Source organism: Polaribacter sp. Z014 (genome assembly GCF_023555435.1).
Lineage (GTDB): Bacteria > Bacteroidota > Bacteroidia > Flavobacteriales > Flavobacteriaceae > Polaribacter.
Genome location: NZ_JALCZP010000002.1, coordinates 177,685 through 196,952, shown reverse-complemented (window position 1 = coordinate 196,952; position 19,268 = coordinate 177,685). Strand labels below are relative to the sequence as shown.

Genomic DNA, 19,268 nt, shown 5'->3' with positions numbered 1-19,268 from the left:
ACTATCGTTTAGTATTTCATGCTCAAAAACATCAATAAAAAAATCGCCTAAAAAGCCAAACATTATTTATATAATGTCTGATGATCACACCACACAAGCTTTTGGTATTTATGGCAGTAGATTAGCTGGTTTAAACCCCACTCCTACTTTAGATAAAATTGCCAAACAAGGTATTATTTTTGATAACTGCTTTGTAAACAATTCAATTTGTACACCAAGTAGAGCTGCTATTATGTCTGGTCAAAATAGCCAAGCTAATGGTGTATTAGATTTGGAAGGAAACTTACCAATGAACCACCAATATTTACCTATTGAAATGAAAAAATTAGGATATCAGACGGCAATGATTGGTAAATGGCATTTAAAAGACGAACCAAATTTTGATTATTATAATGTATTTACAAAACATGGTCAACAAGGTACTTATTTTGATCCTTATTTAACGGAAACAGGAATGCATTTTACCAATGAGAAAGATCCTGCTTATGAAGCAAAACAATACAAAGGATATAGCACGGATATTATTACAAATATTTCTTTAGATTGGTTAAAAAATAAAAGAGACAAAACAAAACCATTTATTTTATTTCATCAATACAAAGCTCCACATGATGATTTTGAATATGCACCACGATATAAAGATTATTTGGCAGATGTAGAAATTCCTGAGCCTGCTAATTTGTACGACAATAAAAATAATGGATCTATTGCTACTAAAGGTAAAAATGGAGAACTATTATCAGTAATAGGCTCATCTGTTTCTAAAAGAAATACCATAAGAAATATGGGAATGAAAATTTGGAGTAAAACATATATAAAAAGAAACAATCCTGATTTTGATATTCACCAAGCGGATAATTTAGAAGGAGATGCATATACACATGCTACGTATCAAGAATACCTTAAAAGATATTTACGTTGTGTAAAAGGTGTTGATGATAACGTTGCTCGTTTAATAGAATATTTAAAAGCAGAAGGACTATATGACAACACTATAATTGTTTATACTGGCGACCAAGGATTTATGCTAGGTGAACATGATTATATAGACAAACGTTGGATGTATGAAGAGTCTTTAAGAATGCCGTTTTTTGTACGTTATCCAGAAAAAATTAAAGCAAACACAAGAACTGATGCAATTATTAATAATACTGATTTTGCTCCTACTTTAATTGAAATGGCTGGTGGAACTCCTCCAAAAGAAATGCAAGGTCATAGTTTTAAGCATATTTTAGAAACAGGGCAAGAACCTAAAGGATGGCAACAATCTACCTACTACAGATATTGGATGCACATGGCACATGCACATGCAAATCCAGCTCACTTTGGTATTAGAACAAAAAAATATAAATTAATATTTTTCTATGGAAAATACTGGGTAGATACTCATAAACCCGGAGCTAAATGGAATAAAGCAAGTTGGGGAAATAGATTTGAATTTGATACACCGGCAGCTTGGGAATTTTATGACTTAACAAAAGATCCTACAGAAACTAATAATGCTTATAAAGACCCTGCTTATAAAGAAACTATTGCAAATTTAAAAGAGCAATTAATAGCAAAACGTAAAGAACTTAATGAAGAAGATGGAGATAAATACCCACATATTCAAAAAGTTATAGACCAACATTGGAATGATTAACTCCTTTTTAAAATAACATTAAAACGCCTTACTTTCATAACGATGGTTTGGCGTTTTCTAATCTAAAAAACATCTTGTAATGCGATTTATATCATATTTAATCTTATTATCTCTCCTAGTTTCATCATGCAATTCTAAAAAAATAAACATTCCTCCAAGACAGGAAATTGATTTTAATTTTAACTGGCAATTTTTTAAAACAAAAGAACAATTAAATATATCAGACATTTCAACTAATAATGATTGGAATGAAGTTAAAACACCTCATGATTGGGCTATTAAAACACCCTACAACCAAGCGTATAAAATTACAGACTCTACCCCTAACTTAGGTTACATTGGTTGGTATAAAAAAGAATTCATTGTATCAAAAGATTGGAAAAACAAAAAAATTAGAATAGATTTTGATGGCGTTTATAACAATGCTGAAGTTTATTTAAATGGTAAAAAAATTACAGAAAGACCTTATGGTTTCAGTCCTTTTAGCGCAGAAATTTCTAAAAGCATTAATCTTGGTGAAAAGAATACACTTTTAGTAAAAGTTGACAGAACTGCTTTTTTAGATGCAAGATGGTACAATGGCGCTGGTATATATAGAGATGTTAAATTGATTATTACTGAACCTATTCATATTAAAAAATGGGGAATTGGAATTACAACTCCAAAAGTTTCAAAATTAAATGCAACTATCTATATTAAGGCTGAAATTATAAACTCACTTCAAAAAGAAAATCTATCTATTAGATTCCAAATTAAAGACAACTTAAACAATGTTATTAAAGAAGAAACAACAAAAACTTTCGAAGGAAAAACAAAAATTTCATTCATAATATCAAATCCAAAACTTTGGAATACCGAGAGCCCAAATTTATACACCTTAACTACAACTATTATAGATGAAGATGGTAGAATTTGGGACACCAAAGACGAAACATTTGGAATTAGAAGTTTAAAATATACCGCAAATGATGGATTTTTTCTTAATGGAGAAAAAACATATTTCAAAGGAGTTTGTTTGCATCAAGATGGTGGTGGAATTGGGGTTACTGTGCCTACTGATGTTTGGAGAAGAAGATTAAATATGCTAAAAAAGGGGGGTGTAAATGCTATTAGAACAGCACATAATACCCCTTCTAAAAACTTTTTAGACCTCTGTGATGAGTTAGGTTTTTTAGTGCTAGATGAAGCGTTTGATGAAATGGACTATCCTAAAGACAAACGTAGAAATTATAATTTAAAAGGGAAAAAAGATCCTTTAACGGAAGGATACAGTAATTTCTTTCAAGAATGGGGTGAACAGGACTTAAAAGATATGTTGTTGCGCGACAGAAATCATCCTTCAATTATTATGTGGAGTATTGGTAATGAAGTTGAATGGACCTACCCTAGATATGGACAATCTTCTGGATATTGGAATTCCGATAAGAAATATTATTATGACGAACCACCAATTTCTATTGCTGAAATGAAGGAAAACATGAAAAATAATCCACCAAAAGAATTTGAATTAGCTAAAACAGCACAAAAACTATCTAAATGGGTAAAAGCAATTGACACAACACGTCCAGTTACAGCCAATTTAGTAATACCAACTATAAGCCATTTTTCTGGTTATACAGACGCTTTAGATATTGTTGGTTATAGCTATAGAGCATCAATATATGACTATGGCCATAAAAATTATCCTAAAAAAATGATTTTAGGTACCGAAAACTGGGCAAATTATGTAGAATGGAAATCGGTTTTAGACCATCCGTATATTCCAGGTATCTTTTTATGGACCGGAATTGACTATATGGGAGAAACTAGTAATGTTGCAGAACGCGGAAGCTCTAGCGGATTGTTAGACTTTGCAGGATTTCCCACTCCACGATGGTATATGTTTAAAACTTTATGGAATGATGAGCCTGAAATTTATGCTACGACAATACCATTAAAAAAATCTGATTATCTTAATATTAATGGTCAGCCTATTGAAAAATCTAAAGATTTATGGAAAAAACGACGTTGGGGATTTCAACCTTTTAATACACATTGGAATTATAAAGAAGGAGAAAACATCGTTGTTGAGGTGTATACCAACTCACCTACTGCAGAATTGTTTATAAACAACAAATCTTTTGGTATAAAAAAATTAGCTGCTAATGAAGATCATATTATAAAATGGATTGTACCTTATATAAAAGGAACTCTAAAAGTTATTGGTAACAATGATAATTTAATTTATGAAATAAAAACAGCTAAAAAACCTTCTAGAATCGAAGTAAAAACAGATAAAACCAAACTAAATGCTAACTCCTACGATGTTGCACATATTGAAGTACAATTGATTGATAAATCTGGAATACCTGTTAAACACGTAAATCAAGAAATAACTTTTGAAATTGAAGGGCCTGCTACTTTATTATCTACTGATAATGGAAATAATGTTCAACGAAAAAGATTTGATACGAATACTTGTATCACCGAAAAAGGAAAAGCTTTATTGATTATTCAGAGTAAAAGAGAAAAAGGAATTATTAAAGTAAAGGCCTCTTCAAAAAATTGCTTTTCAAAAGTCATAACAATACTATCAAATTAATAACTCATGAAGAATTACAAGCTTATATTTTTTTTACTTTTTTGTGTAAATATTCTTTATTCTCAAATTAAAGTAGAAAAATTTAAAATGATAAAACATATCAAGTTCAAAAATGGGAAGTTTTAGATATTATAATCGCTACTAAAACAGCAATAAAATCACCTTTTACAGCTAATTTTGGCGCTACTTTTGTCCATGAAAACGGCACAAGTAAAAACGTTAATGGTTTTTACAATGGTAAAAACGAATAGATTATTCGTTTTTCAAGTTCATTAAAAGGCTACTGGAGTTTTAAAACTTTTGGAGGTTCAAAAAAGTTAGCAGATAAAAAAGGAAAAGTAACAATTTTAGAAAACAAAAAAGACAACCATGGAGCTATTGTTATTCATAAAGAAAACCCAAAGCTTTTTTATTATGAAGATGGAACTCCTTATTTTTTATTAGCTTTTGAATGTGATTGGTTATATGCATTAGATTATCACAACGAAAATAAATTACCTAAAACTAATCATTTATTAAATTTAATAGATAAAAATGGTTTCAATCAAATTGTAATGAATGTTTTTTCTTATGATGTTAGCTGGAAAAAAGATAAAAATATAAAAGAACATCCCGAGCACGAGTTTGGAGGTCCAACTGATATTTTTCCCTTCTTGGGGAATAATGACAATCCAGATTTCTCATCTTTAAACCCCGAATTTTTTAAAAAATTAGATAGAACTATAAGCTTACTGCATGATAAACGAATAGTATCTCATTTAATGATTTATGTTTGGAATAAGTTAGTTGCATGGCCAAATATGAATTCTGATGCTGATAATATGTATTTTGACTACGTAATAAAACGCTACCAGGCATTTCCAAATATTGTTTGGGACATTTCAAAAGAGGCCTTGCTTTATGGTCGTGCTGATGAACCTTATATTAAAAACAGAATTATTAGAGCAAGAAAAAACGAGACCTACAACAGGCTTTTATCTGTACATGATTATAAATATTGCTCAAAAAAACCTGAGGATGTAGATTTCATTTCAACTCAAAATTGGTCTCACAATATTTACAACAAAATGCTAGATGATTACACTAAATTTAATGACAAACCCGGTTTTAATATTGAACATGGTGGTTATGAAGCTTCTCCGTATAAAGTTTTCTCTGGTTCTTATACAAATGCAGAAGTTTGCTTAAGACGTAATTATTTATGCCTATTTGCAAGAACTTACACCACCTACTATTGGCAAGGAACTTCTTGGAATTTAATAATTTATAATCCCTATAAACAACCTGATGATTTTATAAAACCAAAATTCGAATATTTTAAATATATGCAAGATTTATTTAAACAATTTGATTATTCGAAAATGAAACCGACACCTTTAAAAAATTCCGCAGGATACAATTTAACGAATGATGAAGGCACTATTTTACTTTATTTCCCAAAAGAAAACGTAGCCATTAATGCCTGGTTTTTAAATCCAGATCGTGGAGAAAGAACAATACAATGGTTTAATACATTAACAGGTAAATACACATATATTAAAACAATTAAAAAAGGACAAAAGTATATTTCTCCATGGACAGAGAAAGCAGATGCTATTTTAATATCAAAACTTAAAAAATAACCTAGTTTTAAACATATAATGCAGTTTAAAAATCATTTGTTTTTATCAAAAAAAATATATAACAATAATTTAGCATAGCACAATAAGAATAATAAAATTAAGATGAAATTTAGCAAATTCAATTTATTAACTTTATTTATAATAGCTATTTTAAACTATTCTTGCACTGATAAATCTAGTCGAAAAAAATTAACTGAAGTTCAAAAACCTAAATTCGAGGCTAATTGGAAATCTATAATAAAGAATTATAAAGATCCAGAATGGTTTAATAAAACTAAATTCGGAATCTTTATACATTGGGGTGCTTACACAGTTCCTGCCTTTGGATCTGAATGGTACCCTCGTCAAATGTATATGGATACAGCTGTCTTTAACGCACAATTAGGCCTCATAAAAAAGGGACCATCTGAAGATTACTTACATCACAAAAAAGTTTGGGGTGACCAAAAAAAGTTTGGATATAAAGATTTTATTCCAATGTTTAAAGCAGAAAAGTTTAATGCAAATGAATGGATTGATCTTTTTAAAGCTGCTGGAGCAAAATATGTAATTCCTGTTGCAGATCATCATGATGGATTTGCGATGTACAAATCAAACACCACAAGATGGAATGCTTATGAAATGGGACCTAAAAGAGATGTTTTGGGAGAGTTATTTAAAGCTGGACGAGAAAAAGGAATGATAATGGGAGTTTCGTCTCATTTTGCATTTAATTGGTCTTTTTATAATAAAAAAGATTATTTTGACACGTCAGACCCTGTATATGCCGATTTATATTCTTCTAAAGGTAAAGATTTATCAGAACCTGTTTCTGAAGCCTTTAAACAACGTTGGTGGGAAAGAACAAAAGATGTGATAGATCATTATCAACCAGATATTTTATGGTTCGATTTCTATTTAGACATTCCTGGTTTTGCAGATATGAGACCTAAAGTTGCCGCTTATTATTATAATAAAGGAATTGAATGGGGTAAAGAAGTAGTCTTACAAGATAAAAACTACGCTCATGAAGCTTTTCCTATAGGAACAGCCATTTATGATTTAGAGCGAGGAAAATTACCTGGTATTCGAAAATTACCTTGGCAAACAGATACCTCAATTGGTAAAAACTCTTGGAGTTATGTAACCAATTGGCAATCTAAAACCACCAATCAATTGGTTGATGACTTAATAGATATTGTAAGTAAAAATGGGTGTCTATTATTAAATGTTGGTCCCAAATCTGATGGAACAATCCCTATAGATCAAAAAAAAATATTACTACAAATGGGTAATTGGTTAACCATTAACGGTACTGCCATTTACGATACTAAATACTGGAACACTTTTGGAGAAGGCCCAACAGAAGTTAAAAAAGGACATCATTCTGAAGGAAAAAATAAAGATTTCTCTGCTAAAGATATTCGTTTTACACATAAAGGAAAGAACTTATATGCGATTCTGCTAGATTGGCCAAAAGATGGAAAAGTAAACATAACTACGTTGGCTAAATCTTCTAAATATGCTAAAAACCTTAACATTAAAAACATTAATGTTTTAGGAAGTAAAGAAATTATTAAATGGCAGCAAACCAATAAAGGTTTACTCATAACAATGCCTACAGAAAAACCATGTGATTATGCTTATACAATAAGTATATTACTTAAATAATATGAATTGAATTAGTCTCTAAAAGAGGTACATTTAAACCTACATTACGTACCTTTTTTTCTTTTATAAATTAGATATGAAACAAAAAAAACACCTTTTCTATTTCATGGTTGCAATTATAGTAACCATCTCTTTTTACCGTTGTAATACCAATCAAAAAAAAGAAACTCAAAAGCAAGTTATTCATAAATTTAAATGGGATAACCTTTCTCTTTCTAATGAAGAAAGGGTAGATTTATTAATTGCTGAAATGACTTTAGAAGAAAAAACCTCGCAATTATTAGACATTTGCCCTCCTATTAAACGATTAGAAATACCTGAATACAATTGGTGGAATGAAGCTTTACATGGAGTTGCTAGAAATGGTAGAGCAACAGTATTCCCACAAGCAATTGCATTTGGAGCAACGTTTGATGAAGAATTAATTTTAAGAGTTGGTACCGCAATTTCTGATGAAGCTAGAGCAAAATACAATGAATCTATTAAGATAGGAAATAGAAGTCGATATGCAGGATTAACTTTTTGGTCTCCAAATGTCAATATTTTTAGAGATCCACGTTGGGGACGTGGTCAAGAAACTTATGGTGAAGATCCTTATTTAACAAGTAGAATTGGCGTTAATTTTGTAAAAGGTTTACAAGGTGATGATCCTAATTATATAAAAGCTGCTGCTTGTGCAAAACATTATGCAGTGCATTCTGGTCCTGAGGAATTTAGACACGAATTTAATGCTATTGTGAATAAAAAAGACTTATTTGAAACTTACTTACCTGCTTTTAAAGCATTGGTTACAGAGGCAAATGTTGAAGGGGTAATGGGAGCCTATAATAGAACTTTAGGAGAACCTTGTAGTGGAAGTCCTTATTTATTACAAGATATTTTAAGAGATAATTGGGGGTTTAAAGGATATATTGTTTCAGATTGTGGTGCCGTAAGCGATTTTCATAGATTTCATAAAGTAACACAAACCCCAGAAGAATCGGCGGCGTTAGCCTTAAAAAGTGGTACAACCATTAACTGTGGCAATGTTTATAGTGTTTTAGAAAGTGCATTAAAGCAAAAATTAATTACACTAGAATTAATAAATACAAGACTTAAAGAAAGTTTATTAACGCGTTTTAAATTAGGTCTGTTTGATCCTATTGGTACCAATCCGTATGATGCTATTAATTCTAAAGTAATTGATTCTGAAAAGCACCGCCAAATTGCAAAAGAAGTTGCACAGAAATCTATTGTTCTATTAAAAAATAAAAATAACATATTGCCTTTAAAAAAAGATATTAGAAGAATGTATGTTGTAGGTCCCAATGCTTCTAGTGAGGAAGTTTTATTAGGTAATTACTACGGTTTAACCAGCAGTACACAAACTATTTTAGATGGTATTGTAAGTAAAGTAAGTCCCGGAACTACTATTAATTATAAATCTGGAGTATTGCCTTTTAGAAAAAATGTAAACCCAATTGATTGGTCTACTGGAGAAGCAGATCGATCAGAAGTTTGTATTGCTGTTATGGGAATTTCTGGTTTACTAGAAGGAGAAGAAGGTGAAGCTATTGCTTCCAACGCTAGAGGAGATCGAAAAGACATTAAATTACCTCAAAATCAAATTGATTATATCAAAAAATTAAGATCAAAAACTAAAAAGCCCATTGTTTTAGTATTAACAGGAGGAAGTCCTATTGCAATTCCAGAATTACACGATTTAGTAGATGCTATATTGTTTGTTTGGTACCCTGGTGAAGAAGGTGGTAATGCTGTTGCTGATGTACTATTTGGAGACGTTGTGCCATCAGGAAAACTACCTATTACATTTCCTAAATCAGTAGCTCAATTACCTCCATATATTGATTACAATATGGCAGGAAGAACTTATAAATATATGGTAAAAGAACCCTTATATCCTTTTGGCTTTGGATTATCATACGCTTCCTTTGAATACGATAACCTAAAAATCGATAAGAATTATACAACCACCGTAAATGTTACAAATAGAAGTAACCTAGCTGCCGAAGAAGTTATTCAACTATATATTAGTTCACCTTTGGCTGGTAAAAAAGATCCTATTTACGATTTAAAATCATTTAAACGTACTTCTTTTAAACCTGGAGAAACAAAAAAAATTACCTTCAAACTTAAAAAAGAAACTTTTAATCAATTTAATATTGAAGGAAAAGAAGAAATAAGAAAGGGTGATTATACCATATATGTTGGCGGCTCATTACCTTCCAAAAGAAGTAATGATTTAGGTGCTTCAAAGGTTGCTAAAACCACCTTTAAATTTTAATTGATAATAAAACTGTTTTTCAGCTTTTTAGTTATTACCCTATAACTTCAAGTACTTTGTAAAACAATGTTATTCAACTTTTAAAATGAATAAAACTATTTAAAACTAAAAAGGAAAAACACTACTAGTACTAAAAAAAAACATTAGTACTAGTCTATTAAACATATGTAAGTATCCTATTTTACGTTTAACTCTAAATTTGCTTTAGTAAAAAAGATAATTATGAGAATCCTAAAAATCGGGTTTATATGCATTGCATTTGCAATAACTACCCAAAATAATGCACAAAAGAAAGTCGCTCATTTTGAAGAAAACTGGAAGTCTTTAGAAAAAGCAAACAAAGCTCCAAAATGGTTTCAAGATGCTAAGTTTGGAATTTACACCCATTACGGTCCTGTTTCTTCTGTTTTTGAAGGTAGTGATCCTGATACTTGGTATGCAGGTTGGCACGGAATGAAAATGTATGAAGACGGTAAAAAAGTACCAACAAAGAATGGCAAACCTTCTAGTAATTTTATTCTTCATTCAAAAAAATACGGAGACCCCGCAAAATTTGGTTATAAATACATTATCGAGCAATTTAACCCCTCAGCTTTTAATGCAAAAGAATGGGCTGATTTATTTGCACAATCAGGAGCTAAATTTGCAGGACCTGTAGCAATGCATCATGATAATTTTGCCATGTGGGATAGTAAAGTTACCCGTTGGAACTCTATGAATTATGGAGGAATTGACCCTTCTGCTTCTCTAAAAAAAGAAATTGAAAGTCACGGAATGAAATTTATGGGTTCTTTTCATCATGCTTTTACTTGGAAATATTTTGCACCTGCACATGCTTATGGAGGTATTGACCCTGCAGACTATGATTTATATACCAATCCACATTCTCTAGAATCCGATACCCCTGATAAAGATTTTTACAATGCTTGGTGGGCCAAAATAAAAGAATTTATAGATGTATACCAACCTGATGTTATTTGGTTTGATTGGTGGCTAGAAAACATGAATGAAGAAACACGTGAAAAATTTTTGGCTTACTATTATAATAAAGGTATTGAATGGGGGAAAGAAGTTGTAGTTTGCTATAAAGAAAATACTTTTCCAGAAAAAAGTGCTGTAAAAGATTTTGAACGCGGACGTCCAAATCAACCAAAAGAACAAGTATGGTTAACAGATACCTCTCCTGGTTCTTGGTTTTATCGACCAAATGCAAAATTTACTACTGCAAATGAATTGGTAGATATATTGGTTGATATTGTTTCTAAAAATGGACTCATGTTATTAAATGTTCCTCCTAATCCTGATGGATCTATACCTCAAGAAATGAAAGATTTATTAATTGATATGGGAGCTTGGTTAAAAATTAATGGACATGCAATTTATGGAACACGTCCTTGGACTATTTTTGGTGAAGGCCCAACAAGACTTCCTGAAGGTGGACATAAAGTTGAAAAAATTAAAATTTCTTATACAAATACTGACATCCGTTTTACAAAAAAATCTGATAAAGAATTTTATGCAATTGTAATGGATACTCCCGTTAATGAAATCATTATTAAATCATTAAGTACACAACTAGGAGTATTGAACTCAAAAATTCAAAAAATAGAGCTTTTAGGGAGTAATGAAGAAATTAAATGGAGAAGAAATGAAAAAGGGTTAATTATTAAAGCTCCTAAACAATTTCCATCCAATTTCTCACATGCTTTTAAAATTACTTTAGAAGGTTATACAGAAAGTAGTATTGGTGGAGACGTAGATACTCATGTAGATTAAAAAATTTTAATATTAAATAAAATAACAATAATTAATGAAAAATTATAAAATACTTCTTGTGTTTTTAGGCATAATTCAAGCTAATTTTGCTCAAAACCCATTAGTAACAGATCTATTTACTGCAGACCCTACAGCTAGAGTCTTCGATGGCAAGTTATATGTTTATCCATCACATGATATTGTTCCTCCAGAAGAAGTTAAGGCTCCGAAGTTTTGTATGCCAGATTATCATATATTTTCTTTAGAAAACGGAAACACATGGAAAGATCATGGCGTTGTATTAGATCAAAATGAAGTGCCCTGGGGAAAGAAAAACTCATTTGGTATGTGGGCTCCCGATTGTATTAAAAAAGGAGATACATATTACTACTACTACCCTGCTAAACCAGAAGATGAATCTACATTTAGAAGAATAGGTGTAGGAACTTCTAAAAGTCCTGTAGGTCCATTTAAATGGGATAAAAACTATATAAAAGGTGTTAGCGGCATTGATCCTGGCTTATTATTAGATGATGATAACAAAGCTTATTTATATTTTGGAGGTGGCCAAGAATTATTTGTTGCTCCTTTAAAAGAAAATATGAATGAAATTACACAGAAACCAATTAAAATTGAAGGACTACCTGCTGGTTATAAAGAAGGTTCTTTTTGCTTTAAGAAAGAAGGCGTTTACTATTTTACATTCGCTCATGTTTTTCCTAATGAAGGCTATACAATTGGGTATGCAACCGGTGATAATCCATTAGGCCCTTTTGTCTATCAAGGAAAAATTATGGATAATATTAATAATGGAACCAACCACCATTCTGTCGTAAATTACGATGGAAAATGGATTTTATTTTATCATTATTGGCAAGTAAGTGGTTACAATAAGTTACGTTCTATGAGCGCAGATTATATAGAATTTAAAAAAGATGGAACTATTAAAAAAGTAAAGCCTACTCTAAGAGGAATTGGATATCCAACCATTGGTGAAAAAATTCAGGTAGATAGATATAATGAAATAAACAATGCAAATACTGCTTTCGTTGGAGGAAACGAGCCTCTTGGTTGGATGGTTTGTGATACAAAAATGATGAGTGATGTTAAGTTCAATAATGTAAATTTTGGAGATGGTTCTGCTACAAAAATGGAGGCTAGAATTTCATGTGGTCAACGCATTGGTCATTTTGAAATACATTTAGGAAAAGCAAAAGGAAAACTAATCGCTGATTTTCCTGTAAAATATACGGGAGGTTGGAATACTTGGCAAACTATTGAAACATCTCTGCTAGAAAAAGTAACCGGAAAACAAAATATTGTGGTGGTATTTATCTCTGATTGGGGCGCAGAAAAGGTTGTAAATTTAAACTGGTTAAAACTGAAATAAATTTGAGATTCTAATTAAGATGTGTTACTTTCTTAAGAACATTGGCTTACACAAAAAAACTAATAAAATTATTATCGTCCCCCTATTTAGAAAAATTACACCAAATGAATGTTAGAATTATTGATAATAAATTTGAATTATTTTTTCTTAATATGAAATAGAAAATGGAATCATATCCCTCGTTATGGTTCTATTCTATATTAAAACACTAAGGGAAAAGAAGCAGATTTAATCAATCATTTTGATGTTTATTTGGGATTAACGAAAAGAAGAAATGATTTTCACAAATACACATGTTCCCCCAGCCTTGTGTGCTCCCACTCACTATGCGATTATGACTAAAAATCATTGTTATAGAAGTTATGCTCCTTAGTGAGTTTTTTTGGGGAGGTATCAAACTTCCTCCCATAAAATGTAATCAATTAACTTTATGTTGATATTAGTAAAGTGATAGATAAAGAGCCTGTACAATATGGGCTTGCCTACAATTTTATGTATCCTACAGAAATGCTAGCTGAACCTTATACTACTTAAGAAAACGGTATCATGACTCCTTTAAAAGAAAATTCAGAAATTATACTTATCACCAAAGAGAATATGTCTAAAATTAGTATTCAATTATATAAAAAAAGATTTAGGGGATAGCAATTGGAATCCTCACAATACGGGGTCTTTATAAACTAATAAAGTAGTTAATTTTATTGAAAAGAAAAGCAATTCCCCCAACCTTTCTTTATATAATATATTGTTCACTAGCAGTAAATAACCCTCATAATCCATCTAAAAAGTTAAACGGAGTTACCAATGCAGAAACTACTCTATCCTTTCATTTAGACATGCTAAAAGAATTAGAGCTCATAATCTTAGACTTACAACAAAAAGCGAACAAATTTCCTAAGACTTATGCTACATCTCTTAAATAATTAATTTCTAATTCTACTTCTACTTCTTTAAGTATTTTATAATTTAATGAAGAATGTAACCTTCTTTTGTTTTACCTAATTTCTATACATTTAAGGATTTCTAATTTCATTTGTACTCTATTAATCAATTACTGAGTTCTACTGCTTTTGTTTTAAATACTTCTATTTACTGATTCTTAAACTTTATAATCTATTGAAAATAGATTTATTAACATAATTTTAAGATTTTAAACATATGTCCTAATTAAAAAACCATTTGTTTACCAGTAAGTCTTAAAATAAATTAAAATTTGAATATTATTAACTAAAACAAAACGATATGCAACTAACATTATTTTATCACTTTAAATTGAAAACTTGCTATGTTACACTCATCTTTTTAATGAGTTTTTGTGTAATTCAGGCTCAAACAAATCCTGTAAAAGGAATTGTTACTACTAACGGGGAGCCTTTACCTGGTGTAAGCATAATTATTAAAGGAACATCAAAAGGTGTTACTACCGATTTTGATGGTAAATTTCAAATAAATGCTAATTCAACTGATGTATTGGTATTTAGTTATATTGGTTTCCAAACGACAGAAGTAACTGTAGGCAACCAATCAAGTATTACTATTTCTTTGCAAGAAGATGCCGCTAAATTAGATGAAATTGTTATAATAGGTTATGGGGCACAGAAAAAGGAAAACTTAACAGGGGCTGTTTCGAGTGTTACTAGTGAAAACATTGAAAACCGCCCTGTGCAAAATGCACAACAAGCTTTGCAAGGGCAAGTGCCAGGTTTAACTATTTCACAATCAAATGGTATTCCAGGGGCTGAAGGACTTAGTATGACAATTCGTGGTCTTAACTCATTTGGTAGCAATAACTCTCCACTTGTTTTAATAGATGGTGTTGAAGGAAATATTGGTGATTTAGACCCAAGCGTCATTAAATCTGTAAATGTTTTAAAAGATGCTTCATCAGCTGCTATTTATGGATTAAAAGCTGCCAACGGAGTTATTTTAGTACAAACAAAAACTGGAGGTAAAGAAGCTATGGTAGTTACTTATGACGGTAGTTACCAAATAAGTGATCCTACAATGCTTCCAGATATGATTACCAATTCAGCCGATTTTATGACGTTATATAATCAATCGGTACTAAATTCAAAAGGATCTGCTACAGGTGGTTACCCTCAAAATATAATAGATGCGTATCGCAATGCAAAAAACGATCCGTTGTTTCCAAATACCAATTGGACAGATTTGGTTATGAGAACTGGAATTGTAAAGAAAAATACTATTGGGTTAAACGGAACATCTGGTAAAACTTCATACAATCTATCACTAAGCAGTTGGAACCAAGATGGTTTGATTAGAAATACAGATTATAATAAATATAATTTCTTCTTTAATTTTAAAACACAAATTACTGATAAAATTACTGTTGGAGGAACTTTTTCTGGCTTAACTTCAGATAGAAAAGGACCTAATGATGACTGGGGAAGTGTGTTGCTTAATGCCTTTCGAGTGCGCCCTACTTGGGGACCATATACAGCTGATGGAACTGGTCACTTTGCTGCAAAAGCATTCTCTGGATCTACAAATGATCCAAGTGGATTTATATTTGATGAAGGATTTACTCGCGAAAATCCATTATTAAGATTGTATGGTCAAAACGGAACAAGTAGCGAAAAATACAACTTCAATGGAAATATGTTTACTAGTATTCAACTATTAGATAATCTTACTTTTGATGCAAAAGGTGCTTATAAATTTGATTATACACGATCAAAAAACCAAGTTTTAATGCTAGACGAATATAATTTCCGTACTGGAGAGTATAACCGTACAACACGTGATGCTTCAAAAATTGAAGTTGGTAATTTGTTCTCTAAGGTTACTACTTTTTATTCAACCTTGACTTATGACAAAAATATTGAAGATCATAATTTAAAACTCATGGTTGGTTATAGCCAAGAAGCAAGAAATAAAGAATGGACCAATTCTACAAGATTTGGAATTTCTAGTCAATCACTTACAGAATTGGATGGGGCCGGAACGGCAAACCAACTTACAGATGGATCAACAACAGAAAGTAGCGTACGAAGTGGTTTTGCTCGTTTAAATTATTCTTTCGACGACAAATACCTTTTTGAAGCAAATGTACGTTCTGATAAGAGTAGTAGGTTTGCTGAAGGTAATCGTGTTGGAGTTTTCCCTTCTTTTTCAGCAGGGTGGAGATTAGATCAAGAACCTTTTTTAGAGGATGTAGATTTTGTTAGTCAATTAAAATTACGTGCTTCTTGGGGTAAACTAGGGAATGATGGAAGCAATGATTATCCATACCAATCACGTTATTCATTTGGAGACTATAATGCTGGTAATTTTGTAACAACACATACTTCTGGTTCTCATGCGTATCCATTTGGAGCTGCTATATCACCTGGTGTAGTTTTAGAAAATTTCACGAATGCTGATATTAATTGGGAAACTACTACTATTACTGATTTGGGACTTGATTTTACTTCAAAAAATGGATTAATTTTCGCTACTGTAGATTATTACCAAAAAGTAACTTCAGATATTTTACGTCAATTGCAAGTTTCTATTGAGTCTGGAGCAGGTGGACCACAAGTAAACCAAGGTGAAATGAAAAATACAGGTTGGGATATTGCAATTGGAACACGTAAAAATATTGGCGATTTTAGCTATAAAGTAAGTACCAACTTCTCATGGTATAAAAACAAATTGGTAAAGTATGGTGCAAGTGAAATTGGTACTAATACAATCAATGAAGAAGGTTATGCTTTAAATGATTTCTATATGTGGGAAGCTGATGGTTTATTTAATACTCAGGATGATATAGACAATGCGCCTACGCAACCTCTAACTCCTTATTTAGGAGGAATTCGCTTAAAAGATCAAAATGATGATGATATAATCGATCAAAAAGATAAAATTCATATTGATGGGCAACACCCAGACTTAATGTATGGTGCTAATATTTCAGCTAAATACAAAAACTTTGAGGTAAGTACATTTTGGCAAGGTGTTACAGGTCAAATGTCTTATCGTCAAGATTACGGAGTTGAGCCTTTTACTCAAGATGGAAACACATCTAAAGTTTGGTTAACCGATTCTTGGACTCCTGATAATACCAATGCTAAATTACCTGCAGTTTATAATGAACCACTTAGTGATTACGGTGCTAAAAAATATGTTAATTCATTCTGGCTGATGAATACTTCGTATTTTAGAATGAAAAATATTACTGTTACTTACACAATTCCAAGTAATTTTACGGATAAACTGAAACTTAAAAATGCGATGATTTATTTCTCAGGTGATAATTTACTAACATTGTCTGGTGAAAACCTATTTAATGTAGATCCTGAAACTATTGAATCCTTTACATATCCAATAGCTAAGTCGTATACTTTAGGTATTAAAGTTACTTTATAATCCATTTAAATTTAAAAAAAATGAAAACAAAATATATTTATACAGTCCTACTCTTTACTTTTTTTATAGCATTAACAGGCTGCAGTGAAGAATTTTTAGATAAACAACCCGGAGATGCCATATCAAGTGAAACCTTTTGGGATAATGAAAGTGATGCACAAATGGCTCTTACAGGAGTATACAGTAATTTACAAACAAATTTTTATTCTACTTTAACACTTAGTAAATGGAACAAAGGGCCAAGCATACAACAAGGTTGGGAAGAATTAACAGACAATGCATATGGATCTCGTGATAATGGGTATCGTGATATATTAACGGGAGTTTGCAATCCGAATGGACAAGATCGACGTGCTATAAAAGGATTATATGCAGTTAGTTATGTTGGAATAAATGGTTGTAATGAATTTTTGGATAAGATTGATAATGTATCCGTTAGTGAAAGTTTATTAAATCAATGGAAAGGTGAGGTACTCTTTATACGTTCTTATTTTTACTATTACTTAGCAGCTACATATGGAGATGTTCCACTACGTTTAGATGCCAGTACAGTAGAGAATCAGTATACAGCTAAAAGCACTCAAAGTGAGGTTTTTGCTCAAATTTTAAAAGATTTGGATACTGCAATAGATTATCTTCCATCGGAAGGATATGACGGACATGTTAAAAAAGAAGCAGCTCTTGCTTTAAAAGCTAAGGTGTTGCTTTATACAAAAGATTATGACAATGCAGCTATTGCAGCAAAAGCCGTAATAGATGGTGGTAATTATATGTTATCACCTAAATATGACGATTTGTTTTTAGACGAAGGACAAAATAATAATCCCGAAATTATATTTTCAATAAAAATGGAAGGAACTCCGGGAGAAAGTGCATTGTGGTCATCTCAGATCATAATAGGTTTTTGGGGTAATATGTATCCAACGATAGATCTTGTGAATTCTTACGAATGTACTGATGGACTTCCTATTACATCATCAGCGTTATATGATGCTGCGCATCCAATGGAAAATAGAGATCCACGTTTAAGTGCAACCGTATATGAAGGTAATTGGAATCCTTTAGCAGAAATAAAATCAGTAACAGGTTATTCTTTCATTAAAGGTATGAGTCCTAGTGTTGTCAGTACATTAACGCAACCACTTAATGATGGCACAGACTTTATTCACCTTAGATATGCCGATGTTTTGCTAATGTATGCTGAGGCTAAAATTGAGGCTAACCAAATAGATCAGACTGTTTTAGATGCAATTAATAAGGTAAGAGCAAGAGCTTATGGCGTAGATTATACTGATGTAGTAAATTATCCTGCAGTAACATCTATGGATGTGACTACTTTACGAGCAAAAGTACGTAATGAACGTAGAGTAGAATTTACATTGGAAAACGTTCGTTATTTTGATCTGAAACGCTGGGAAATAGCAGAATCTGTTCTAAATAACTTTACAGGAGATCCTGTTTCTCAACGTGTATTTCTTACTAAACATTATAAATGGCCATTACCACAAGATGCTTTAGATAAAAATCCAGAATTAGTTCAAAACCCAGATTATCAGTAATTAATTTTCCTTAACAATAAAAAAAGCACTTGTAAAATATTTTTACAAGTGCTTTTTTTAAGGCTATAAAGGTTCCTTATATCCCTTTTAAGGGGAAATTGATTGAATGAAAATAGACCGCAGAAAATAAATTAAAGCTTTAATCAACCTATCGAAACTTTACTTTTGGATATTGCATTTTATATTCCAAAACAACTTATAAATCAAAAAATACTCAAGGAGTTTGAAAATCAAACTATAAAGAAAATTAATGGAGTTTTAAAATATAAATACGACTTAAAACTAACAATTAAAATCAGAACATTCCAGGTCTTGCATATCAGGAATATTTAAAACGATATTTACGATGTGTTAAAGGTGTTGATGATAATATAAAGTAATTATTCTATTACCTTAAAGCAGAAAACTTAATGGATA

At 31.2% G+C, this 19,268-nt stretch carries 10 protein-coding genes; all 10 read left to right on the top strand.

Annotation, left to right across the window (positions count from 1 at the left end):
• Positions 1-73: 73 nt before the first annotated feature.
• Positions 74-1,642, top strand: a complete 1,569-nt coding sequence (locus tag MPF19_RS04175; RefSeq protein ID WP_249986913.1) for a sulfatase family protein — start codon at positions 74-76, stop codon at positions 1,640-1,642.
• 79 nt (positions 1,643-1,721) lie between these two features.
• Entirely contained in the window at positions 1,722-4,223 is a 2,502-nt protein-coding gene (locus MPF19_RS04170) for a glycoside hydrolase family 2 TIM barrel-domain containing protein (protein WP_249986912.1), read from the top strand.
• 128 nt (positions 4,224-4,351) lie between these two features.
• Positions 4,352-4,474, top strand: a complete 123-nt coding sequence (locus tag MPF19_RS04165; protein WP_349666062.1) for a hypothetical protein — start codon at positions 4,352-4,354, stop codon at positions 4,472-4,474.
• Positions 4,475-5,845 carry an apiosidase-like domain-containing protein gene (locus MPF19_RS04160; RefSeq protein ID WP_349666061.1) on the top strand — a complete coding sequence of 457 codons (1,371 nt, stop codon included), beginning with the start codon at positions 4,475-4,477 and terminating at the stop codon, positions 5,843-5,845. It abuts the gene before it with no gap.
• Positions 5,846-5,947: 102 nt separating this feature from the next.
• Complete coding sequence (locus MPF19_RS04155) at positions 5,948-7,495, top strand: alpha-L-fucosidase (RefSeq protein WP_249986911.1); 1,548 nt, start codon at positions 5,948-5,950, stop codon at positions 7,493-7,495.
• Between the two features lie 76 nt (positions 7,496-7,571).
• A complete protein-coding gene (locus tag MPF19_RS04150) occupies positions 7,572-9,779 on the top strand; it encodes a glycoside hydrolase family 3 C-terminal domain-containing protein (RefSeq protein ID WP_249986910.1) in 2,208 nt (735 codons plus the stop codon).
• Between the two features lie 222 nt (positions 9,780-10,001).
• Positions 10,002-11,555: an alpha-L-fucosidase gene (locus MPF19_RS04145; protein ID WP_249986909.1), complete on the top strand. Its 1,554-nt coding sequence runs from the start codon at positions 10,002-10,004 to the stop codon at positions 11,553-11,555.
• A gap of 34 nt (positions 11,556-11,589) precedes the next feature.
• Entirely contained in the window at positions 11,590-12,924 is a 1,335-nt protein-coding gene (locus MPF19_RS04140) for a family 43 glycosylhydrolase (RefSeq protein ID WP_249986908.1), read from the top strand.
• A 1,305-nt stretch (positions 12,925-14,229) separates the two neighbouring features.
• On the top strand, positions 14,230-17,292 hold the full coding sequence (locus MPF19_RS04135) for a SusC/RagA family TonB-linked outer membrane protein (RefSeq protein WP_249986907.1): 3,063 nt from the start codon (positions 14,230-14,232) through the stop codon (positions 17,290-17,292).
• Positions 17,293-17,312: 20 nt separating this feature from the next.
• Entirely contained in the window at positions 17,313-18,851 is a 1,539-nt protein-coding gene (locus MPF19_RS04130; RefSeq protein WP_249986906.1) for a RagB/SusD family nutrient uptake outer membrane protein, read from the top strand.
• The last annotated feature ends 417 nt before the right edge of the window (positions 18,852-19,268 follow it).